The organism is Aquimarina mycalae, assembly GCF_029906345.1.
Lineage (GTDB): Bacteria > Bacteroidota > Bacteroidia > Flavobacteriales > Flavobacteriaceae > Aquimarina.
The window spans coordinates 26761-51343 of the sequence record NZ_JARYGY010000012.1; the positions used below are offsets into that span (position 1 = coordinate 26761).

The 24583-nt window shown below is 31.7% G+C and carries 21 protein-coding genes; 1 reads left to right on the plus strand and 20 read right to left on the minus strand.

Annotated elements, in window-relative coordinates; all coding sequences use genetic code 11:
* Nucleotides 1–94: 94 nt before the first annotated feature.
* From QBK95_RS22055 to QBK95_RS22120, 14 genes are all read right to left on the minus strand, one after another.
* A complete protein-coding gene (locus QBK95_RS22055; RefSeq protein WP_280936734.1) occupies nt 95–904 on the minus strand; it encodes an OmpA/MotB family protein in 810 nt (269 codons plus the stop codon).
* Nucleotides 905–972: 68 nt separating this feature from the next.
* Nucleotides 973–1413, minus strand: a complete 441-nt coding sequence (locus QBK95_RS22060; protein WP_280936735.1) for a hypothetical protein — start codon at nt 1411–1413, stop codon at nt 973–975.
* Between the two features lie 70 nt (nt 1414–1483).
* Nucleotides 1484–2734, minus strand: coding sequence for a PepSY-associated TM helix domain-containing protein (locus QBK95_RS22065; protein WP_280936736.1), 1251 nt, complete (start codon nt 2732–2734; stop codon nt 1484–1486).
* A 169-nt stretch (nt 2735–2903) separates the two neighbouring features.
* Nucleotides 2904–5234: a TonB-dependent receptor domain-containing protein gene (locus QBK95_RS22070; protein WP_280936737.1), complete on the minus strand. Its 2331-nt coding sequence runs from the start codon at nt 5232–5234 to the stop codon at nt 2904–2906.
* Between the two features lie 331 nt (nt 5235–5565).
* A complete protein-coding gene (locus QBK95_RS22075) occupies nt 5566–5793 on the minus strand; it encodes a hypothetical protein (protein ID WP_280936738.1) in 228 nt (75 codons plus the stop codon).
* Nucleotides 5794–6034: 241 nt separating this feature from the next.
* A complete protein-coding gene (locus QBK95_RS22080; protein ID WP_280936739.1) occupies nt 6035–6970 on the minus strand; it encodes a TolB-like translocation protein in 936 nt (311 codons plus the stop codon).
* 87 nt (nt 6971–7057) lie between these two features.
* Nucleotides 7058–7654, minus strand: a complete 597-nt coding sequence (locus QBK95_RS22085; RefSeq protein WP_280936740.1) for a hypothetical protein — start codon at nt 7652–7654, stop codon at nt 7058–7060.
* A gap of 85 nt (nt 7655–7739) precedes the next feature.
* Complete coding sequence (locus QBK95_RS22090) at nt 7740–8057, minus strand: hypothetical protein (protein ID WP_280936741.1); 318 nt, start codon at nt 8055–8057, stop codon at nt 7740–7742.
* Nucleotides 8058–8210: 153 nt separating this feature from the next.
* Nucleotides 8211–8696 (minus strand): DUF1203 domain-containing protein, encoded by a 486-nt coding sequence (locus QBK95_RS22095; protein WP_280936742.1) that lies wholly within the window; start codon nt 8694–8696, stop codon nt 8211–8213.
* Between the two features lie 167 nt (nt 8697–8863).
* The gene (locus QBK95_RS22100; RefSeq protein WP_280936743.1) at nt 8864–10135 is read right to left on the minus strand and encodes an adenylosuccinate synthase; all 1272 of its coding nucleotides are present in this window, start codon (nt 10133–10135) and stop codon (nt 8864–8866) included.
* The gene (locus tag QBK95_RS22105) at nt 10135–10602 is read right to left on the minus strand and encodes a Fur family transcriptional regulator (protein ID WP_091412900.1); all 468 of its coding nucleotides are present in this window, start codon (nt 10600–10602) and stop codon (nt 10135–10137) included. Before QBK95_RS22105 ends, QBK95_RS22100 begins: the two co-directional genes overlap by 1 nt.
* 163 nt (nt 10603–10765) lie before the next feature.
* Nucleotides 10766–12973, minus strand: a complete 2208-nt coding sequence (locus QBK95_RS22110; protein ID WP_280936744.1) for a RelA/SpoT family protein — start codon at nt 12971–12973, stop codon at nt 10766–10768.
* Between the two features lie 130 nt (nt 12974–13103).
* Nucleotides 13104–14345 (minus strand): M48 family metallopeptidase, encoded by a 1242-nt coding sequence (locus tag QBK95_RS22115; RefSeq protein ID WP_280936745.1) that lies wholly within the window; start codon nt 14343–14345, stop codon nt 13104–13106.
* A 60-nt stretch (nt 14346–14405) separates the two neighbouring features.
* The gene (locus tag QBK95_RS22120; RefSeq protein ID WP_280936746.1) at nt 14406–15212 is read right to left on the minus strand and encodes a TrmH family RNA methyltransferase; all 807 of its coding nucleotides are present in this window, start codon (nt 15210–15212) and stop codon (nt 14406–14408) included.
* A 234-nt stretch (nt 15213–15446) separates the two neighbouring features.
* Here QBK95_RS22120 and QBK95_RS22125 point away from each other — a divergent pair, with 234 nt between their 5' ends.
* Nucleotides 15447–17384, plus strand: a complete 1938-nt coding sequence (locus tag QBK95_RS22125; RefSeq protein ID WP_280936747.1) for a T9SS type A sorting domain-containing protein — start codon at nt 15447–15449, stop codon at nt 17382–17384.
* Nucleotides 17385–17410: 26 nt separating this feature from the next.
* Here the strand turns inward: QBK95_RS22125 and QBK95_RS22130 are convergent, their stop codons facing one another.
* The 6 genes from QBK95_RS22130 to thrS all read right to left on the minus strand — a co-directional run bounded on the left by QBK95_RS22130 (nt 17411) and on the right by thrS (nt 24053).
* Nucleotides 17411–20194, minus strand: coding sequence for a PAS domain-containing hybrid sensor histidine kinase/response regulator (locus QBK95_RS22130; protein ID WP_280936748.1), 2784 nt, complete (start codon nt 20192–20194; stop codon nt 17411–17413).
* Between the two features lie 6 nt (nt 20195–20200).
* The gene (locus QBK95_RS22135) at nt 20201–20605 is read right to left on the minus strand and encodes a hypothetical protein (RefSeq protein WP_280936749.1); all 405 of its coding nucleotides are present in this window, start codon (nt 20603–20605) and stop codon (nt 20201–20203) included.
* A 174-nt stretch (nt 20606–20779) separates the two neighbouring features.
* Nucleotides 20780–21124 carry a 50S ribosomal protein L20 gene (gene rplT / locus QBK95_RS22140; RefSeq protein WP_027394179.1) on the minus strand — a complete coding sequence of 115 codons (345 nt, stop codon included), beginning with the start codon at nt 21122–21124 and terminating at the stop codon, nt 20780–20782.
* 108 nt (nt 21125–21232) lie between these two features.
* Complete coding sequence (gene rpmI, locus QBK95_RS22145) at nt 21233–21430, minus strand: 50S ribosomal protein L35 (RefSeq protein ID WP_027394180.1); 198 nt, start codon at nt 21428–21430, stop codon at nt 21233–21235.
* Between the two features lie 82 nt (nt 21431–21512).
* Nucleotides 21513–22007 carry a translation initiation factor IF-3 gene (gene infC, locus QBK95_RS22150; RefSeq protein ID WP_280936751.1) on the minus strand — a complete coding sequence of 165 codons (495 nt, stop codon included), beginning with the start codon at nt 22005–22007 and terminating at the stop codon, nt 21513–21515.
* A gap of 99 nt (nt 22008–22106) precedes the next feature.
* Nucleotides 22107–24053 (minus strand): threonine--tRNA ligase, encoded by a 1947-nt coding sequence (thrS, locus tag QBK95_RS22155; protein WP_280936750.1) that lies wholly within the window; start codon nt 24051–24053, stop codon nt 22107–22109.
* Between the last annotated feature and the right edge of the window lie 530 nt (nt 24054–24583).

Consider the following 24583-nt stretch of genomic DNA (forward strand, 5'->3'; position numbering starts at 1 on the left):
GATAGTGTATAGTTAAAATCGGGCACAAAAAAATGGTTTACCAGAAATGATAAACCATCTTTATATTATAATTAATATAGTTGTATCTATATAGTTATTTTTTCATATTATCTTTTACTAAACCATAAAACTGATCAAATTTTGGATCAATAATAATCCTTGTAACTGTTTCAATACCTTCGGTAGCGTATTCACTTTTTCCCAAAGCTTCCATTCGTTTTGGGTCTACTTTGTAATCTGATTGTAATACTCTAACAATGGAAGCTGCTTGTCTGGCACTTAAATCCCAATTATCGATAAGCTTTTTCCCATCTAGTTTCAAAGCATTGCTATTTCCTTCAACAGTGATCTTAAGGTTAGGATTAGCATTGAGTGTAGCAGCGATTTTTTCTAATGTTGGTTTTGCTTTTGGATCTACAATGTAGTTTTTATCGTTTTCTCCAAAAAGTGTAGTATTTGGCAATACAATATATATTGTACCATTACTTATTTTTATTTGATCACCACCAATAGCATTTTTAAAGGTACTAAATACAGCAAGATTAATGGAGTCATTGGCAGTAATAGCATCATTAATTGCATTTAATTGATCATCTTTTGCTTTGATAATCTCTTGAGATTTCTGGAGATTACTAGCTTTTTTATTAGAGAGTTCGGTAAAACTATTCATATTAGCAAGAAGAGAGGCATTGGTCTCTTTCAGGTCATTGACCTGAGTTTCCATAGATTTTACTTGAGCCTCGCTCACTTTTTCATTTTTACGAGATTCGGTTAACTCTCCTTTTGTGGTTTTTAATTCTTTTCTTAGTAGATCGATTTCTGCTATTAAATCTTTCTTTTTTTGTGCGTGTACAAATGAATTGGTTACTAGTAGTACAGAGGCAAATAAAATAATTTTTCTCATTGGTTTAAGCGATTTGTTGCAGCTGCTAAAATATAACATTTTTACAAACTATAAGTAAAACCGTTTGGTTATGACTGGTCTAAAAGCTTATCAGCTTGATCTATACTTGAATTAATTTGATCTCTTAGTTTATTTACTTCAATTTCTTCCTGCTCAAGCATTTTCATCTTGGTATTGAATTTTTCCTTATCATCTGCCGTATTTTCTTCACCATAAGGAAACTTGGTACTAAAATCACTCATCCAATCCATCATAAAATCATAAGAGTCTTTTAAATCCTTTTGCGCCTTCGCATAATTTTTACCTTGACTGGTAGTATCTATTTTAGATTCTAACTCTTTTATTAAAGTACTCATTTGCCCCATTTTTGGCATTACTTCATCGTGGACATCAATTATTTTTTGCATTAAAGTATCAAACTCTTGTTCTTCTTTAGAGAGTTGATTACAGGAAAAAAAAACTAAAAGCCCTAGTATACAAAGGATGTAATGTATGTTGCTATTTTTCATTATAACAGGTTTACGTGTTTTCAAATGTATTACTTTTTTGGATATGACTAGATATGCTATCTCTTACGAGTTAAGAAAGTCTTTTTATATAACTACCTTTCCGAAAGTATTCTATTCCTATAATTAGCAATAAGCTTATTCCAAATAAAGGAAAAACTATAGCAAGTATCGCAAGAAGCACCATAATTCCATATCCAACTTTAAAAGTTGCTGGTACTTTGGGTACGCCCCAACTTTTCTTCCGCTTTCTATACGCATAGGAAAGTATAGCCGAAAGGCTCATTATATTTAGTGTAATTGCAGTAAAAAGCATTAACCCCCAATTCCAAATGCCAAATTGACCTTGATGAAAAGCCATAAACCACATTCTCCCTCTCATAAGAATCCCTACATCCTTCCAAGTATGATGTAATATAGTTTTTCCTGAATATTGATCAAAATGAATTTTTTGTTGAGATGATAAATCCGATGGGTTTAGATTAGATACACTATAGACTCCTTTAGGCCCTTTAGGGAAACTAAGAGTCACTTGACCAGGTAACTGTAACATTTTTACTTGTTCTACCATTTGATCTAATGTTAAAGGGTTTTCATTAATACTAGATTGTAGTTGATTTCCTTGCCAAGTGCTGGGATATCCTGTATTAGTGACTTTTTGTAGTTTTTTGAAGTTTTCCCCAAAAACATCTGTCCACGGGAATCCTCCAGCCAAGATCATTAATAATAGTATAGATATCCAAAACCCTGAGATGGCGTGTAGATCTCTATAAAAAGTTCTTCGATCATGATTAGTTCGAGGTATAAAGTACCCTCTTATTTTCCAAGTACTGGATGGCCACCAAATATATAACCCAGTAATTATTAATACAATCATCCAACTTGCCACAAGTTCTATAATCTTGGTTCCGAATGTGCCCATTAAAAGTTCACCGTGTAGTTTTCTTACTGTATACATATCGGTTTTTTTATCAATGATTTCTCCTGATACTTCACCATTATATGGATTTATGAATAAACTACTTTTACCGCCAAATTTGCCCGAAACAAACTGAGTAGCTTGGTTAGGAGATGATCGAATGATTATAGAATTTGGTTTTTTAATGGCATTAGTATTTGCAATTTCCCATTGTTCTTGTAAAGAGATGGGACTACCTTGAACCACAACTTCTTTTATGTGTTTTTGTCTCGGTGTTTCATAATCTGATTTAAATAAGTATATAGTTCCAGTGATAGAAAGTATAAGAACAAAAGGTAGTGATATTAACCCTGCAACGAAGTGCCATTTCCATAACCAGATATGTAGTGTTGATTTTTTTTTCATCATCCAAGTATTATTAAGAGATTTTATTTCAAAAAAGATCTACTGCCACCATTTTCTATTACCCCATAATAGAGAAGTAACGTTTACAAAAACAAATCATACGTGTAAACAGAGTCAACGTCACCATATGTGACAGCAGATCATAATTGTGTTCTTAGAAAATTAAATATTAAAAGTTATATCTAACTCCAAGATGAAAAGATCTAGGATTACCTATGGTAAAACTATTTTCATTTCTAAATCTATTATATGAAGCTCTGGCTGCATATAATTCATCAAAAATGTTTAATACGTGTGCCCAGATTTCAAATCCATTATAATTAACAACGGCTCTTAGGTTAAATACATTATGACCATCATAGGTTGCGGTATCAAAAGTTCCATCATCGTTTTCTATTTGATTTTCAAAGCTGGTGTTGTAACCACCAACTAGTTCATGTTCTCCTGTAATGCTAACACCAAAGTTGCCATATTTCTTATTGTAGGTAATTAAAGAAGTCCCTAGTAGGCTAGGAGCAGTTTCTCTTTCAGTGTCAGAATAATCAATTCCACTGTCAAAAAAATCTATATATTGATGTTTAGCATAACTTCCATTATGAGCAATAGATAGTGCTTTTATAGGTTTCCAGCTTACTCCATATTCGATACCGTAGGATCTGGTTTTACCAGCATTGGTATTAAAAAAGTTATCATCTTCATCACGTAAAGTTATCAAAGTGTTTTTTCCTTCTAACACATATATAGCGGCATCAAATCTAATGTTTAATGGGATTGAAAAATATCCTCCAATTTCATAATTATTGTATCTACTTGGTTTAATTCCTTGAACCTGATTTCTGTTACGGTATAAAGTAGAAACCTGAGGAGGCGTAAAACCTTGAGAATAGTTTGCGTAGATACCTGTTTGATTGGAAAAATTATAGTTAACCCCTAATTTGGGAGTAAGGTTGTTAAAATTATCTACAGCATCTTCAACTCCTACAATTTCATCTACTTGGTTATCATAATCATATTCAAAACCGTCATATCGTATTGCTGCAGTTATTTTTAGTGGATCGATTGGTGATATTTCATATTGCAAGAACCCCGCATAGTTAAAGATATCTGCCTCATAATTCAATATAAAATCTCCTGAATTGATATTGAAATCAATATTTCTTCCCGTAGTAGGATCTACTGTAATACTAGTTGTTTCTGCTACATATTTTTGCGGTGAAAAATCACCAGTTGCACCAATGATCAGGGAAGAATTAGCAATGTTAAAATCTAACTTGTGTTGTATCAACCCAACAAAACTTCTGAATTGATTAGAATTGATTTCTCCAGATCCAAACCCTGTTAGTTGACCTTGATCTCGAAACTGACGTATTCGATAGGATGGATTTTGGTCCATTTTGTTATCTCTTACTATAAAATTAAAAGATGTTTTATTATTTGTATTCCAAAATTTATCAACTGTCGTTCTTATTCTAAAGGCAATAGCTTCTCTTTCGGTAAATGTTTGATCACTTTCAAAATTTCCACTAGTATAATCTGCTTCACTAATAGAACCAGTCATATCTGATCTATAATCAACAATATCAAAAACAGTAGTCCATTTTGCCGTTGACGAAAGGTCATAAACGGTTTTAAAAGTAAGCGCAAGTTTTTCGTAATCACTATGCTCAATCGGTCCATCTTTTCGTTGAACATAATGTCCGCCAAGATAAAAGCCAAACCTATCATTTGTTGTATCAGCGACTTCTAATTCGTAGCGAGATAATCCAATGTCATTAGTTTGAAAACCAATGCTTCCGCTCAGCTTTTCTGTAGGGTTTTTAGTTATGAAATTGAAACTCCCGCCAATAGATTCGCTTCCATAAATACTCGAGGCTGGACCTTTAAGAACTTCTAAACGTCCATAAGAAATATCATTCATTTCTAAGAGAGCATTATGATTGAAGACTGAAGTAGGGCGAATTTGTAATCCGTCTTCTAAGTATAAGAAAAGAGCCTTTGTCGATATAGGAGAACGAACAGCCATAAAATGCTGCTCATTACTCGCTGCTCTAGAAGTAGCCATGAAAACTCCAGGCACTTGATTTACTAATTGATCAATACCAAAAGCTTTGGTTTCGTTTATGGTTCTTGCCGATATGGTCGAAATCGATCCAGGGACCTCAGAACGTTTCTGAATTTCTCTGCTTGCGGATGTTACCAATACTTCATCTAAAGCTACATTATCTTCGGTAAGTCTTATAGTATTGATTCCTGAAGTAAGTGTTGCTTTTTTTGTGATATATCCCAAAAAACTCACGATTACTTCATTAGAGTTTTGAAGATGTATGGTAAAGGAACCATCATTAGTACTCATTACTCCATTCAATGAGTCATTATGTGCTATAATCGTAGCTCCAGATAAGGGTTCATTAGAATTATTTACAATCGTCCCGTTAAATTTTTGTGCATAACTATGAATTCCTAAACATAGGAAAATAGTTGATATTAATATCTTTTTCATTATTTGTTGGTGTACAAGTATTATACATCATTCGTTAGATGATGCATATTTAGGTTTTTAAAGTAATATTCGATTCTTACGACACGTATAGTATTTCTTCGCGTAGAGTTTCTATGTGTTCATGTATTATTTTCAATAAAGCGTTTACCATTAAAATATGGGTATAGACTTAGAGATAAGACATGATTTTGTAAACAATTCTTAGCTTAAAATGACCATGTCAGATCATGTGTAAACGTTCTGAATAGTTCACGATTTGCATAGGAACAATACCGAATAAAAACATTGTGTTATTCGTCGTATATTCTGTTATTACGATATGTGAGGGTAATTAAGAGAAGTAAATTTCTGGAGGGTGATCAATGTTATCAGTAACATTTTCTAAGTGTAAATAATTAGGTTTCCAATGTTGTTTATATTTATATAAAAAGAATGTGTTGTTTTTAATATGAATAGTGTTTTCTTCAAAAAATAAAGGGATAAATGCTTCTACAATTACTGTTAATGAATTGGATTTGTCCTCATTAGAAGTTTCCAGATTCATTTTCATCTGGTTCATAAGATAACATTTTCCGTTACAGTTTAGTTTTGGTCTTTCCTTATTGACACAATATTTCTCTATAATTGTATCAATATTGAGTTGATAATAGAGAACATTACTAATTTCTATTGCTGGCCTAATTGCAAAAGCAGTAAATATTAGTATGGAAAAAAAGAGTCTCAACTTTGTGCGTTCAAATTTTATACAAATATACTATTCTTAGGCTATAATGTTATCCAAAAAACTTATGAAATAGAAATTATAATTTAAGCGAAGCACTATAAATTCTACTTAACCCATTTTTATAGGAGTGCATTAGTTTTAAAAGCTGTTGTAGATTTCTTGATTTAGAAAAATCCTGTTGGATTGATGTTCTTTTGCTTGTAAAATATAGTGTTGAGGTCTTTTGATCATAGTATGGGCAATAGTCCATTTTATCTGAGTTGATAGTGGCTGTTAGATTTGTTGCTTTTGACCAACTACCATCTTTAGATTTACGAGAAATGTATAGATCACCACTGCCTAAACCATCTTTACGTTGATATGCTCCGAAGATTAAAAAAGATTCATCTGGAGCGATATAAGAATTATATTCATATCCTTCAGAATTTATGGCTTCACTTAATGAAATAGGTTTAGAATAGGTGTTATTTTCCCATACACTCATAAAAATATCATCTTTACCTTTTGTTCCTTCTCCTGTACTGGTAAAATATAAATTACCATTTCTTGCTATTGAAGGGTAGAATTCATCACCTTCTGTATTGATTGGGTTTCCTAAATTAATAGGAGCAGACCAGTCTGATGTAACTTTGGATCTTTTAATATACCATATGTCCTGATCTTTGGGTTCTGTATTAGTATTATTTTTAGGTCTATTCGAAACAAAAAATAATCTAAGTCCGTCTGGTGAAAACATGGCTTCCAGATCAGTGTATTGACCAGAGAATGGAGCAACTATTGGAGCTGTCCATTTACCATCTACTTTGGTTGTTTTTATGATGGTAGAAAGTTCTCCTAAATAACCTTGAGCCGTAAAGTAAACTTCATTCTGATTTGGAGATATTGTAAAATCTCTAACATTCGGAAATTGTGAAATAATTTCTGGTAGAATAGATTGTATTTTAGAAGAAGTCTCTTGACTATATAAAAATTGTATAGTAGCAATAAAAAGAAATAGTATAGTTTTTTTCATAAAACATATCAGTAATAGATGATGTTGAATATAAAAATTATTGCAATGACCGAGTATTAAATATTTTATAAAACTAAACCGCTAATTTTAAGTTCCGATTAAATTTTTAAAAACATCTTTTAATTTTTCAATCATAGATTTAGCAAATAGTCCTGCTAATAGTGACCAAAAAATTACGTTGGACTCATCGAATTCTTCAGTACGATATTTAAAAACTCCAATGATTTGAAAACCATAATAAATTATAAAACCTGATAATATCCCAAGTATTGGTCTAATAGCAAAGAATGTAGACATACGCACGCTAAACTTATCCTTAGGAAATTCATCAGGATATTTCATTCCATTTTTAAATTCCCAGCCATTTGCTTTTCGTTGTAGTACAGAAATTAAGGCAGATACACTACTACCTAATATTCCTGATAAGATACAAATCCAAATTATTTCTAAAAGTAATTTGTAGTTCATTATTATAATTAATGCAGTCAATATAATGCATACAATTAAAATGAATAGCACTACTCTGAAACGATTTCTTAATTCAGGTTCTTCTTGAACTAAATATTCTTGTGCTTTTTTAGTCTGTATTTCTTTTAATCTAGCTGAAATGTTTTTGACTTCTTTTTTTAGACGTAAAACCTGCGATTGAAGCTCTTTGAACTCATTTAAATTTTCATTGCTCATGTGGATTTAATTTTAAACGGGGAACAATGTTACTTTTTACTTTATGGGTATAAAGTATTTGTGGGATACACTGTAATATACGAAATTATACAGGAATGGTCTCTTTAATTAGTTCATCAGCTTGTTCCCAATCCATATTAATAATAGGAATAGAATATAAGATTGGCATAGCATCGACAAATTTTTCTCTTAGTTTTTTGTCAATAGTGTTAAATAGTAATGCTTTGGTTTTTCCCATGATTAAGGTTTGATTAGTACTTTGAGCGGTGCCATTTTCCAAACGTTTTCTAATTATTACGTTTTCAAGAATCATAGAATTTAAAATAAGTTTCTCTTTATTTAAGAAATCTGCGATTTCAATGGCTTTATCTTCAGTATCTGCAATAATGTGAATTAATATCATTTCTTTTAGATTTAAAATTAATCAAAGATAAAGATTGAATATGGGTTTATGTGTCACGTTAACAGGGTGTTAAGTTCTTTTTTTTGTAATTACAAAAACTTGTAGTGGTAAGATTTATTTAGATATAAGGAGTACATGGGATATAACTAGACGTTAGTGTATCCGATCAATATGGCAATTATAACAACCAGGATTGGCATTGTGTATATGTAAATATTTGATCTCTAAATTGTCAAAAAAATCTTGAATGACTTCAAGTAACTTGATTCCGTGAACGGTTATAGCGTTCATCATTATCCCATCATCATTATATCCTCTAACGGAAAGGAGTCTATGAGTAAGCATAAAAGGAATTTCATTAGGTTTTAACCTTATGTTTTTTTGATTTTTTCTTACATATATAGGTCCAGAAGCTTTATAAGGTGAACTTACATTATGATGTTGATACGAAAATAGGATTACTTCTTCTCCAATGTTTGCGTCTTCTAAACTTACCCGACAAGGAACCCCTGGTTTTTTATCTACGATAATTCTTGCACTATTTTGCTTTCTTAATTCTGAATCAGCGTATAAAAACAGATGGCTAATCTGATGTTGATCGATAGCTTTAATTTGAAAGTTGTGGCGTATAATATTCATTTTTAAATGTATTTACTATTTGCCCAAAATTCGTTTAAAAGAAGCTTTCACCCAATCCGATTATTGCGGTTTTACTATATATAATCTTAATCTATATAAAAAGAAAATTCCTTAAGCATAATATACTTAAGGAATTTGTTTGAATTGTAGTTAATAATACTATTAAACTATCTATGTATTGTTTGAGTTCTATCTGGTCCTACAGAAACAATAGTTATAGGTGTTTCTAGTTCTTTTTCCAGAAACTCAATATAGTCATTTAGTTCCTTTGGGAACTGTGACTTATCATTCATTTTAGTAAGATCCTCAGACCACCCTTTCATTTCAGTATATACTGGAGTAACATTTTCTGGTTCGATATTGTAGGGTAGGTGAGTTATAGTTTTTCCTTGATAATTATAAGCAGTGCATACTTTCAAGGTATTAAAACCACTTAGTACATCACCTTTCATCATCATTAATTGAGTCACACCATTTACTTGTACTGCATATTTTAAGGCTACCAGATCTAGCCATCCACATCTACGAGCTCTGCCTGTTGTAGCACCAAATTCATTACCTACACGTCCCATAGTCTCTCCGTCTTCATCAAACAGCTCTGTAGGAAATGGTCCACTACCTACTCGTGTAGTGTATGCTTTAAAAATACCAAATACTTCTTTGATTTTATTAGGAGCAACACCCAATCCTGTACAAGCACCAGCGGCTGTAGTATTAGAAGAGGTTACAAAAGGATATGTTCCAAAATCAATATCCAATAAAGATCCTTGGGCTCCTTCTGCTAGTATTTTCTTACCTTCTTTTTGTGCTTGGTATAGATACTCTTCGCTATCAATAAATGTAAGAGATTTTAGTGTTTTTACAGCTTCAAAGAACTCATTTTCTAGCTCTTCGAGATCGTATTCTATTTTTGCATCATAGAAATCAATCATGGCTTCGTGCTTATTTGCCAAATTACGATAACGTTCTTTCCAATCACTTAGTTCTAAATCTCCAACACGAATACCATTTCTACCAGTTTTATCCATATATGTTGGACCGATACCTTTTAATGTAGAGCCGATTTTGGCTTTTCCTTTAGAAGCTTCGGATGCAGCATCAAGAATTCTGTGAGTTGGTAATATTAAATGTGCTTTTCTTGATATTACTAGTTTAGACTTATAGTCTAAATTAAACTTAGCAAGATTGTCCAACTCTTTTTTGAAGATTACTGGGTCAATTACAACACCATTACCAACTAAGTTGATTGCTTTATCGTGAAAAATCCCACTTGGGATTGTATGTAATACATGTTTGATTCCGTCAAATTCCAATGTGTGACCTGCATTAGGACCTCCTTGAAATCTAGCTATAATATCATAATTTTTTGTAAGAACGTCTACAATTTTTCCTTTACCTTCGTCTCCCCATTGAAGACCAAGTAATAAGTTTACCGCCATTAGTTTTCTTGATTAGTTGGTTTCTTTTTAGTTCCGTAGAAATACAATGAATGATTTGTAATATCTACATCAAAAATTTCCTCGATTGTTTTTTTTATGGATTGAATTCTTGGATCACAAAACTCCAGTACTTCACCACTATCCGTAAGGATTAGGTGATCATGTTGCCTGTCGAAATATGATTTTTCGTATTGTGCCTGACTTTGACCAAATTGATGCTTTCGAACCAGTTTGCAATCCAGTAGAAGTTCTATCGTGTTATATAATGTAGCTCTACTTACACGATAGTTTTTGTTTTTCATTTTGATATATAAAGATTCTATATCAAAATGCTCTTCACTTTCATATATTTCCTGAAGAATAGCATAGCGTTCAGGTGTTTTTCTATGACCATTTTCTTCAAGAAAACTGGTAAACACATTTTTAACGATATTTTGATCGTTTTGCGTAGTTGTTTTGGTACTCATATGCTTAAAAAAGCAAAGTTACATTATTTTTTATTAGTGAGAGACCAAATTATAAATAGTTATCTATGTGCTGTGATAAAAATTCTTTTTAGATCGTTTTTATTTAAAAAATGAAGTTGATTAATATACTTTGAAGCTTTTGTTTAGGTATAAAGTGAACGTTTTATTCTCTAATTACTTTATCAATACCATTTACTTTAGAAAGATTTTGAATTACAGTCTTGAGTGTGTTCTTGTTTTTTACACCAACTGTTATCTTTCCAGTAAAAACACCATCGTTAGTATCAAAGTTCATATTGTAAATCGCTAAATGCATATTGTTCGATATAATTTGCGTTACCTCATTCACCACACCGATATTATCAATTCCGTTGAGACGAATGACAGCTTTGTATACTTCTTGGCTAGAGTCTATCCATTTGGCTTGCATAATACGATATGCATAATTACTCTGCAGTTGCAGCGCATTTGGACAATCTTTTTTATGTATTTTAATTCCTTCATTTACAGTGATAAAACCAAATACATCATCGCCAGCAATTGGATTACAGCAATTAGATAATTTATACTCCAATTTTTCGGAATCTTTACCAAAAACTAAGAGATCATATTTAGAAGTGATTTCATCTTTATTAAGGTCTTTTGCATTACCTCTTCGAATTCTGTTTTTAATAAAATTCATAAAGACATTACTACGTGTGGTAGCAAACTCTTTAATTTTCTGATTATCTATTGTTCCAATTCCAACTCTGTAGAAAAGATCCTGGCTAGTTTTAAGTTTAAAGTATAGCACAAGTTCATTTACCACCTTTTCGCCCATTGTTATTTTTTGTGAGCGAAGCTTACGTTTCAAGATTACTTTTCCTTCTTCTGCAATTTGTTTCTTTTCATCACGTAAGGCAGATTTTATTTTTGATCGAGCTCTAGCTGTTGTTGCATAATCTAGCCAGTTAGAAGAAGGTTTTGATTTCGTAGATGTAATAATCTCTACTTGATCACCACTTTTTAGTTCATGACTAAGAGGTACTAATTTACCATTTACTCTGGCTCCTCTTGTTTTAAGCCCAACTTCTGTATGTACACTAAATCCAAAATCCAATGCAGTAGCTCCTTTAGGTAATGATTTTAAATCCCCTTCTGGAGTAAAAACAAAGATTTCTTTTGCATATAGATTTAGCTTAAATTCTTCTACAAAATCAACGGCATTAGCTTCAGAGTTTTCTAAAGCTTCTTGTAATCTATTTAACCATCCATCTAATCCTTGATCTTGTTTTTCTTCTGTATTCTTGTATTTATAATGTGCTGCATATCCTTTTTCAGCAATTTCGTGCATACGTTCACTCCGTATCTGAACTTCTACCCATTGACTGTCTGGACCAATCACCGTAATATGTAATGCTTCATACCCAGTAGATTTAGGTTGAGAAATCCAATCTCTAAGCCTAATAGGGTTTGGGCGATAATAATCAGTAACGATTGTATAAATTTTCCAGGCTATAAACTTTTCATTTTCTACATCATCGGACTTGTATATGATTCTAATAGCAAATTTGTCATAGACTTCATCGAATGAGATATTTTGTTTTAGAATCTTACGTCTTATAGAAAAAATAGATTTTGGTCGCCCTTTGATTTCGTAGTCAAGTCCTTCTTTATTAAGTCCTTCTTTAATCTTATCAGAGAATCTTTTGATGTAAGCGTCCTGTTCTTCTTTACTTTCCTTTATTTTTTCAAGAATGTCTTTGTATACGTCTGGTTCAGTATATTTTAATCCTAAATCTTCTAACTCTGTTTTGATGTTGTATAACCCAATTCTGTGTGCTAACGGAGCATATATGTATAATGTTTCTGAAGCAATTTTCACTTGCTTATCAGGACGCATAGCATCCATCGTTTGCATATTATGTAAACGATCAGCAATCTTAATGATGATAACCCTAACATCGTCATTTAAGGTTAATAACATTTTCCTGAAATTTTCTGCTTGTAGAGAAATATCTCTATCCTTTTTTAAGGAAGAGATTTTTGTTAATCCATCTACAATACGAGCAACGGTTTCACCAAACATTTGCTCAATGTCTACCAATGTATATTCGGTATCTTCTACAACATCATGTAATAATGCTGCAGCAATAGAGGTTGCATCCAATCCAATTTCGCTAGCTACTATTTTCGCAACTGCAATAGGATGAAATATATAAGCTTCTCCACTTTTACGTCGCTGGTCTTTATGCGCATCCACAGCAATATCAAATGCTTGTCGGATTAGTTTTTTATCGTCATTAGTAAGATCACGATAACTAATACGAAGCAATTCTTTATATTGCTTTGTAATTTGCTTGTTTTCCTGTTCTATAGCGGCTTCGGTCATACCATAAAGTTTTCTTGAAAAGCCCTGTTTTTAATTCGATTGTGTAGTATTTTCAACGTTTACTAACTTAAATTTAGTAACCAGTAATAGTTTAAAAGTACAATTAAGAATTGTAACCACCAAGTCTATTTTAATCGATTTGTTTTCTTAAATTTTTGATCCTTTGCAAAAGTGTTGGATGTGAGTAATGTATGAATACCATTGCTGGATGTGGGGTCAAATTACTGAGGTTATTTTTTGATAGCTTTTTTAGACTATTAATTAGCGCTTCACCATCGTAAGAATTTTTTGCATAGTCGTCTGCTTGGTATTCAAATGCCCTAGATACAATATTCATAATAAGACCTGTAATCTCTGATATAGGACTATACAGAATACCAAAAGCTACTAATCCAATATGAAAAGAAGGGCTTTCAACTCCTAAAGCTTCTGATAGGAGTGGATTTGCAATAAAAAGAGACAAAAACCATAAAGTAATTCCAGTAAGTAGTATCGATAAAAGAAGATTGATAATTACATGTCTTTTTTTATAATGCCCAACTTCGTGCGCAAGAACAGCTACAATTTCCTCTTTATTTAAATCTTTGATTAATGTATCATAAAGAGTTATTCTTTTCTCACTTCCTAATCCAGAAAAATATGCATTTGCCTTGGTACTTCTTTTAGATCCATCAATTACAAAAATATCTTTTAACTGGAACCCTACGTTTTTAGAATAAGCTTCTATTGTATCTCTTAATTCTCCAGGTTCTAGAGGAGTTTGCTTATTAAATAATGGTACGATGAGTTTTGCATAAAACATATTCATAGCTAATGTAAAAATAGAAATTAATGCCCATGCATATACCCAAAAATACTGCCCAGTAATTTCATAAAACCACATGATTAAAGCTAATAATCCGCCACCAACAACTATCATCATTAAGATGCCTTTTACTTTATCAATAAAAAATGTTTTAACGGTTGTTTTATTAAAACCAAATTGCTCTTCGATAACAAAAGTTTTATAATATGAAGCTGGTGAAGAAAAAATATCACTGCCTATCATTATAATACCAAAAAATATAAGTCCAATTATAATGGGATTATCTGAAAAATTCCTTGCTATTTTATCCACCCAGGCAAACCCATCAAGAAAAAAAAACAGTAACATAATACATAAAGAAATCAACGAAGAGACTAGCTTAAATTTATAATTTGCTTCTTTATATGCAATTGATTTTTGATACTCGTCTTCTGGATAAACATCTGCAAGCTCTTCTGGGATGTTGTTATTATAATGTCTGGCATTAAGAATATCTAATAAAGAGTCTATAAGAAATACAATAATGATGATCGAAATCAGCAAGTAAAAGAGTAGGTATGATGTCATTTGTCTAGGTTTGTAGCTTTGGGATTTGTAGGTTTTAGAAAGTTAATGATTTTTTAAGTATCAGACAACAAAATCACGCTGTCGTTTTGCTTCAAAAATTAATATTCCTGCTGCAACTGAAACATTCATTGAATCTATAACACCACTCATGGGGATTTTAATATTTTGTGTAGTGTTGTTTAACCACGCATCGGTTAAGCCCTTATCTTCTGTACCAACGACAATTGCAGTGGGTTTAGTATAATCTTGGGTGTAATAATTTTCTGATGCTTGTAGTGCAGCTCCATAAATATTTATTTTTTTCTGATTTAAAAAATCTATAATCTCAGAAGTAGATCCAGTAACGACATTATTCGTAAACACGCATCCTACACTAGATCTAATGATATTTGGGTTGTATATATCTGTTCTTGGATTAGCTATAAATACAGCATCCACCTTTGCAGCATCAGCAGTACGAAGCAAAGCACCAATATTCCCTGGTTTTTCTGGGGATTCTGCAACTAAAATTAATGGGTTTTTAGTGCTTAGATTTATGCTATTTAGCGTAAGTTCTTTTGATTGTGCTATTGCCAAAATCCCTTCTGTTGAAGATCTGTATGCAAGCTTTTGATATATTTCTGTTGTGATTTCGATTAATTCGATAGCGAGATTATTAATTTCCAAAATTGATAAAACTTCTTCATAAGAAATAATACTGGAGCAATAATATATTTGATCTAATATGTATTCGGCAGAAATAGCTAGTGTTATTTCTCGTTTTCCTTCGATAATGAAACGATGTTCTTTTTTACGAACCTTCGATTTTTCCTTAAGTTGGTTCAGAAATTTGATTTTAGGATTTTGAAGACTTGTTATTCGGCTCATTCAATGTATTGGTTTCGTATTTTTGTAAAATAAGACCAAATAATCTTACTAAACAATTTTGAAGTATAGAATAATTCTTTAATGAGGTCGATCTTATATTACTTCAATCCCAAAAATAGTGCAATTTATCCACAGAATTTTGTAAGTGAGCACACTCTTTGTTTTTGTTGAATACCAGTGGTTATCTTTAAAGATAATTGGGCTTATTTAAATTGAATTAAACAAATTGAAACTATGAATATTCCTGTTAAATCTTTAATACATGTAATTGGCTTTTTATGTGCTGTACAAATAGGAACATCACAAATATGTGATTCCTTTGTAGTAACTATACAATCCATTACCAATGAACCTTGTGCATTTGTTCCAGCTGGTAGTGTGGAGATAGAAGTTTCTGGAGGTACTGCGCCTTACATATATTCGATTTTTGACAATACGAATACCGAGATAACTAATTCGGGTCCTGTATCCAATGACACTTTTAGTTTTACAAACCTGCTTGCAAATGATTATAGGATAGAGGTTGAAGATGCTAACGCTTGTATTTTGGAAATAGCAGCGGTTGTAGAAACAGAAGAGCTTGTTCTTAATGTTGCTGTTATTGATGTAGTTTGTTTTGGAGATGCAAATGGTGAAATTATTTTAGATGTTTTCGGAGGTGGAGGCGAATATACTTATGATTTGGTTGATACTAATACAGGGACTATAATAAGAACAGATGGTGGGCCAGAAAATTATGTGTTTTTTGATGTAGAGCCAGGAATGTATGATATAATTGCTACTGATATATTTACAGGCTGTAGTGAATCCTTTTTTGTTTCAGTTATAGAGCCAGAACCATTAGTTTTTACGGTTTCTAATTCTTTCGGTATAAGTTGTGCGGGCGATAATAATGGTGAGTTAACTCTACAGGCAACAGGAGGTGTTCCTCCATATTTGTATAGTCTCTTTACAAACGGTGTAGAAGTCATTCCAGAATCTACAAATACTATATTTTCTAACCTGCCAGCTGCTGATTACGAAGTTAGGGTAGTCGATACTAGGGGATGTCTGGAAAGTGTTTCGATACTATTAGAAGAACCAGATGCTTTGGTACTTCAACTTATAGAAGCTAGGGATGCATTTTGTTTTGGTGATCCAAGTGGAAGTATTACACTAGAAGTAATAGGAGGAGTTCCTCCTTATGAATATACTGTAGATGGCATTATTTATCAAGCATCACCTTCTTTTACTAATTTAGTTGCGGGTAATTATACTGTTAGTAGTAGAGATAGTAATGCTTGTATGGTAAGTTTTGATGTAACCATTAATAATCCTGATCCAATTCAGGCAGAAATAGATATAGATTATGTTTCTGTTACGGATAATACCATTGAAATAATTGGAAATGGTGGTTCGCCTCCTTTTGAATATTCGTTAAAACAAGGAACTACAATTTTAGAAACTAATACAATAGGGATTTTCAATGTGCAGGAAGGAAATTATATAATACAGTTGGTCGATGTCAATGGATGTATATATGAAAATGAATTAATTATAAGCTATGAAGATGCAAATCAGGATGGGATTGCCGATAATGATGAAGATGTAAATGGTAATGGAATATTAGATGATGATGATACAGATGGAGATGGTATACCAGATTATTTAGATGATGATGATGATGATAATGATGGAGTGGATAGTATTGGAGAAATTGACACTTCAGGAAAATCACTATTAAAAATGCCAGGAGAAAACTTTTTAGATACTGACGAAGATGATATTCCTAACCATAGAGATATGGACGATGATGGAGATGGGATTTTAACAATAGATGAGGATTATAATGGAAATGGTGATCCTACCGATGATGATACAGATAATAGTGGAGTAGCTGATTACTTAGAAATAGGAGTAGCCCTTTCTATTCAGGAGTATTTATTATCGGATAGATTTTCGTTTTTTCCTAATCCTGCAGACACAGATATTAATTTGATATTAGATAATTTAGAAGGTCAATCAATAGAGATTACTTTATTTAATTTACAAGGTAAAAGGGTCTTTAATGAAAATTATTCTACGAATCAAAAAGAAATAGGTATTGATGTTTCACGTATTACTCCTGGATTGTATATAGTGAAAATTGATAATGGTAAAAATGCAGGAATTAAAAGATTAATTGTTAAGTAAATGATTGTGAAAGTATAAAACCTTCTTTATGAAGTTAAAGAGGTTAAATACTCAATTTGATATTTAATTTCCGAAATAATTTTAGGATACGACATATCTAGTATATTTATTAATTCTGACAAGTGATTAGAATGGTGATTTGTTTTATCAAATTGTTCAATTTCTTGTAGTATATGTACTTGTTTAGTTATACCAAGTGTCTTATAGCTTGATTTAAGTTTATGTGAAATTTCTTTAGCAACCTTTAGATTATTATTATGAATCGCAGTTTGTAATTTTTTATAATCTTCAGGAGTTTCTTCTAAGAATACTTGAAGTACAGATTTGATAATATCAGTATCATTTCCAAAAGTTTCATTTAAAATAGAAAAATTGCATAACTGTTCAGAATTGTTATCATCAATGCGCTCAACATTTTCAGAAGATTTTTCGAAAACAGTATTGTTTTGTGTTGGTGTAGGTTTTAAACCGAGTAATATTTCTTCAAGAGCTTTTTCGCTTACAGGTTTGGTTAAATAAAAATCCATACCAGATTCTATAGCCACTTTTTTCGATTCAGGAAAGACATCTGCAGAACAAGCTACAATAGGTATGTTTTTAATTCTTTCATTACTAGATTTCCTAATCTGAACTGTAGTCTCTGGCCCATCCATTACTGGCATATGCATATCCATGAGTATAAGGTCATAATTTAGATAATCCAGTTTTTCAAGCGCCACTTTTCCGTTCTCCGCAATATCTGCCTTGATATCCCAATTAGTAAATAACTGTTTTATAAAAAACTGATTCATTTTGTTATCCTCAACTACAAGAACACTCATCCCAGAAAGGGTGTTAATATCTTTTGTTTTGGATGTTTTTGTATCAATTGTTTTAGGAGATTTAAGTTTGCTGACACCATATTGAATTGAAAATTCAAAATTAGAACCCTGATTAGGCGTACTTTCAGTTTTCAAGATTCCTCCTTGTAGTTCGATAAGTTGTTTGGATATAGAAAGACCAAGTCCCGTTCCTTCAATTTTATGTATACCTGGTTTATGAATTTGATAAAAACTTTGAAAAATAGTATTAAGCTTGTCTTCAGCGATACCAACACCAGTATCTCTAACAGAGAAGTGGACAGTCAATTGATCGTTTTCTCTCTTTTCGACAGTTATAGTTATAGATACTTCTCCTTCATTAGTGAATTTAATCGCATTTCCAAGTAGATTAGTAAGAATTTGATTTAATCTAAATTGATCGCCAACAATAAACTTCGGAAGTTTAGGGTCTATATTGGTTATATATTTTAATCCTTTTTCATCTGCTTTGATTTTAAATCCTCGAGATACATTTTTGATAAGTTCATGAATGTTAAAATCTATTTTTTGCCAAGTAAGTTTACCCGCTTCGATCTTAGAGAAGTCTAAAATGTCATTTATAAGTACCAAAAGATTTTCTGCAGAAAATTGAATTCCATCAAGATTTTTTTTGTCCGTTTTGGGATTTGTAAAACCGCTTTTTTGTAGGATTCCTGTAAGGCCCAAAATTACATTAAGAGGAGTTCTTATCTCGTGACTCATATTGGATAAGAATATAGATTTTGCCTGAGCAGATTTTTCTGCAAATACTTTGGCCTCTCTAATTTCTTTATCTATAATTTTTCTATTGGTAATGTCTCTGAAAAAAGCATTAAAAAGGTAGTCTCCCTTTGTTTTGATAGCAATTATAGTAAGTTCTACATATACTATAGAACCATCTCTTAAAGGCACAGAAGTTTCTACTCTTTTGTTGATTAATTTCCCTTTTCCATTTGCAATATAACTTCTAAAACTACTTTCTAGTTCTTGCCCAAGTTTATATGGAACCAGAGAATAAATACTTTTTCCGATCGTTTCTTCTTTACGTACTCTTAAAATAATCTCGGCTTGTTTGTTCCAATCTAATACAATCCCATTTTTATCTACCAAAATAATCCCATCCATAGCCGTTTCTAAAATTCGAGTTTTTAGATGTTCGCTATGTTTTAAATCACTTTCTACTTTTTTTCTTTCAATAACTTCTTTGGTAAGTCTTTCATTAACTTCTTCCAGACTATATAGTTGTTTCTGCAACATTTTTAGCATTTGTTGCTTACTCGGAAAATTGATTAGATCTTTAGCAAAAATCTCTTCTGGAATTACATTTAACGTAGAGGTAAAAGAATCGAGAAGGTGATAGGATTGAAAATGATGTTTGTATACTACTAAGTATATGTTTGCTATTGCATTTTCTCCTAAACTATTTTTTATTTTACTAAATATAATTGAAGAGAATTCTAATAGTTTTTTTCTTTCCTTAATAATATCAATAACTCCCTGATCATTAAAATTTTCTAGATGATTTTTTATTTTCAGAATACCTGAGTCATTAAAGTCACCTACTAATTCTGACGATTTTTCTAATACTTTTGATAGAAAAATTCTACATATTGTTAATTCCTGTTTTTTAAGCTCTTGTAATATAAGCTCGAAGTTAGGGTAGTTAAGTACAAAACTATAATCGGTACATATTTTATTTCTTAATTTTTGTTTAGAATATTTGCGAATTATATTTTTCTCTATAAGGTGTTCTTCTAAATGAAGGTATGTTTCTGGTAGAGAATAGATTTTTTTTTCTAATGAAAGTTTATTAAAAGAATCAATTTTGTTTTTTAGATTGATAGCATTGGCAGGAATATCTACTTCTTTCCACAAAAAATCAATAAGACATAGAATATCCTTTTCCTCTTGATTAATGGGGAAGACGGGTTTCTTTTTTTTTAGTATGGTTTTAAACCAATCTAAGATCATGAGGTATCATATTTTACTAGCTTTATATATTTTATAAAAGCCTAAAGCCGATAATCCCCATGTTAATATTAAAGCAATAAACCAGATATAGTTACCCAATGTTTCTCCAAAAATATTTTTGAAAATGTTATAGTCAAAAATGTGTGCGATTTGCATGTGTAAATGCCCTAAAGCCATCACCACAAATCCCCAAGCTAGCAAAGACATTCCTGTACCAAATTTACCTCCTTTAAGCCTTGTTGCAGTGAGAAAACTAAATATCAAGGCAATTGCAAGAAAAGGCATTTCTAATAATCCAAAAATTTGTTCAGCACCTAAATTATTACTATCGTGAGATGTATGATCTTGAGCAGATACGAATTGGCATAATGTGATAAATATCGAAGTAAGTAAAATTTGATTTTTTTTCATTTTTAACTTTATTTACCCAAAAGTAGCAAAAAAAAACCAGTACTATAGTTTTTTAATAGATTAAGTGTTTGATTTTATCGTTTAAATACATATATCCGTTGCTTTATGTAATAAAAAAACCTCGCTTAAAAGCGAGGTTTTTCTTATAAGTGAGAGTATTTTATATTTAAAAAATTACTTTACTTTTTCTACAATAGCTTTAAAAGCTTCTGGATTGTTCATAGCTAAATCTGCAAGAACCTTACGGTTCAATTCAATGTTATTAGCTTTTACTTTTCCCATAAATTGAGAATAAGACATGCCGTGTATACGAGCACCTGCATTAATACGAGTGATCCATAAAGCACGGAAAGTTCTTTTTTTGTTTCTGCGGTCTCTATAAGCATATGACATTGCTTTATCAACTGCATTTTTTGCTACTGTCCAAACATTTTTACGACGTCCGAAGTAACCTTTTGCTTGCTTAAGAACTCTTTTTCTTCTAGCTCTTTTTGCAACAGAATTTACTGATCTTGGCATAATTTTAAATTTTTTAGTAGTAGGCGGTCGATGTTTCGACTCTTAGTCTTTTTTATATAAAGGCCTAACTCCTGGGTTTATAATAATTTTAACCTGATTAAAAAGCGACTACTTTAAACGTAATTGTTCTTTAATACTATTTTCATCGCTTTTATGCACTAACGTAGAGTGCGTTAAAGCAAGCTTACGCTTTTTAGATTTTTTTGTCAAAATATGACTCTTAAAAGCGTGCTTTCTTTTGATTTTACCAGTACCGGTAAGCTTAAAACGCTTTTTAGCACTGGATTTTGTTTTCATTTTAGGCATTGTATCCTCGTTTTTATAATAATCTCACTTATTATCTTTAAAGACTCCTATATAGAAACCTTCAATTTTTTTAGTCTTCTTTCTATTTCGTTTTCTTCGGCGCGATAAACATAATCATCCGTTTACCTTCTAGTTTAGGCATCTGTTCTACCTTACCATACTCTTCTAACTCCTGAGCTAGTCTTAGTAGTAATATTTGTCCTTGATCTTTATAGATAATAGAACGCCCTTTAAAGAAAACGTACGCTTTTAATTTAGCACCTTCACTTAAAAACTTAATTGCGTGTTTTTTCTTAAACTCATAATCATGTTCGTCCGTATTTGGTCCAAATCTAATCTCCTTTATGGTAACCTTGGTAGCCTTAGTCTTAAGAGCTTTGTCTCTTTTTTTCTGTTCATACAAGAACTTTTTATAGTCCATGATTTTACAAACAGGAGGTACAGCTTTTGGAGAAATTTCAACAAGATCTAACTCTTGCTCTTCAGCAAGTGCCAGCGCTTTTTTAGTTGGATATACACCAACTTCTACATTATCGCCTACAAGACGTACTTCATCAACCCTTATTTTATGATTGATTCTGTGAGCATCTTCTTTGATTACTCTTAGTGGTTTCTGAGACCTTCTTCTTCTTATTGCTATGACTTAAAATTTTTAAATTAAACTTAATTATTTTATTTATCCGTTGAACGGTTTTAGTGTTCGATTGATTTCTTCTGTTACAATATCGGAAAATTTATCAATACTTACAGCACCTAAATCTTCTCCACCATGTTTACGAACCGATATAGTATTATCTTTTTCTTCCTGTTCCCCTACAATAACAATGTAAGGAATTTTTTTCATTTCTGCTTCTCTAATTTTCTTACCCATGGTCTCGTTCCTATGATCAGCAAGGGCGCGAATTTCGTTATTTTCTAACAAATTTAAAACTTTTTCAGCGTATTTTTCATATTTCTCACTGATAGAGAGTACAATAACTTGTTCTGGCATTAACCATAAAGGGAAGTTACCAGCTGTATGTTCTAGTAAAATAGCAATAAATCTCTCCATACTCCCAAATGGTGCTCTATGAATCATTATAGGTCTGTGCATCTCATTATCACTGCCTTTATACTGTAACTCAAAACGTTCTGGTAAATTGTAATCTACTTGTATAGTCCCTAATTGCCAACTTCTTCCCAAAGCATCCTTGACCATGAAATCAAGTTTTGGGCCATAAAAAGCAGCCTCGCCACTTTCAACAACATAATTAAGACCTTTGTCTTTTGCAGCGCTTATTATTGCATTTTCTGCTTTTTCCCAATTGGTAACATCTCCAATATATTTTTCAGGATTGTCCAGATCTCTTACAGATACTTGAGCGGTAAAATTTTCAAATCCTAGAGAACCAAAAACATAAAGGACTAAATCTATTACTTTTTTAAATTCATCATCTAATTGATCTGGAGTGCAAAAGATATGTGCGTCATCTTGTGTAAAACCACGTACTCTGGTTAGTCCATGAAGTTCTCCACTTTGTTCATATCTATATACAGTACCGAACTCTGCATAACGTTTAGGTAAATCTCTATACGACCAAGGACCACTATTGTATATCTCACAATGGTGAGGGCAATTCATTGGTTTTAATAAAAATTCCTCGCCTTCAGCAGGAGTATTTATAGGCTGAAAACTATCTTCTCCATATTTTGCATAATGTCCAGAAGTAACATATAATTCTTTTTGACCAATATGTGGAGTGACTACCATTTCATAGCCAGCTTTTTTCTGAGCTTTCTTAAGAAATTGTTCTAAACGTTCTCGTAAAGCAGCGCCTTTTGGTAACCAAAGAGGTAATCCTTGTCCCACCTTTTGAGAAAAAGTAAAGAACTCCAATTCTTTTCCTAGTTTTCTATGATCTCGTTTTTTAGCTTCTTCTAGTAACTCTAAATATTCTTTAAGTTCTTTTTGTTTTGGAAAAGAAGTTCCATAAACACGAGTAAGTTGTTTATTGTTTTCATTTCCTCTCCAATATGCACCAGCAACACTCATGATTTTTACCGCCTTAATAAGGCCTGTGTGTGGGATATGTCCTCCACGACAAAGATCAGTAAAGGTGTCATGATCACAAAATGTAATGGTACCGTCTTCGAGGTTTTCAATTAACTCTAATTTGTACTCATTGCCTTCCTCTTTATATTTAGCTAAAGCATCGGCTTTAGATACAGATCTCATTTTAAAGTCGTGTTTTCCTCTTGCGATTTCAAGCATTTTGTTTTCAATTGCTTTAAAATCTTTTTCAGAAATAGTTTTATCTCCTAAATCTACATCATAATAAAATCCATTATCAATTGCAGGACCAATAGATAATTTAACTCCTGGGTATAATTCTTCTAATGCTTGAGCTAATACGTGAGAAGTAGAATGTCTAAAAGCCTTTTTGCCATCATCATCCCTCCAAGTGAACAAAACTAAATTTCCGTCAGTGGTTAATTCTGTTGATGTTTCTATAGTGGTTTCATTGAATTTTGCAGAAATAACATTTCTTGCGAATCCTTCACTTATATCTTTTGCAACATCCATAGCAGTAATGCTGCTATTGTATTCTCTAACTGAACCGTCAGGTAACGTAATTTTGATCATTATTTTCTAATTAAAGTCGCAAAGATAATACGATTAATAAAATCCACACAATAATTTGCAGTATACATTTGATAAAATATGGATAGATACCTATTAGTATATGTATGATGCATTAGTTCAATATTAATTAGTTTTTATTTGGTTATATATTAAGGACAGATTAGGGAAGTAGTTTTTAAATTTTTATATTTTTTTTATTGTTGTAAAGTTAATGTTTAGAGGGTGTTATGTTTTGGTTTTGAGATTTTCAAAAAAATAATAAAAAAAGGTATTGTTAGATTGAAAAAGGGTTGTATGTTTGCACCCGCAAAACGGGATTTTGTTTTGCGATTGTTCATTGATAAGGGGTTGTTTTTTTAGTTTTGTATAGAGGTTAATTCGGATATTTTTTATTTGTGTTTGGTTCAAAAAAAAACTTCAAAAATAATTCAAAAAAGTTTTGTTGAATTGAAAAGTGGTTGTATATTTGCACCCGCTTTGAGAGACAAGCTAAGTTCATAGGAAAAAAGATTATACTGGAGTAGGGTGAT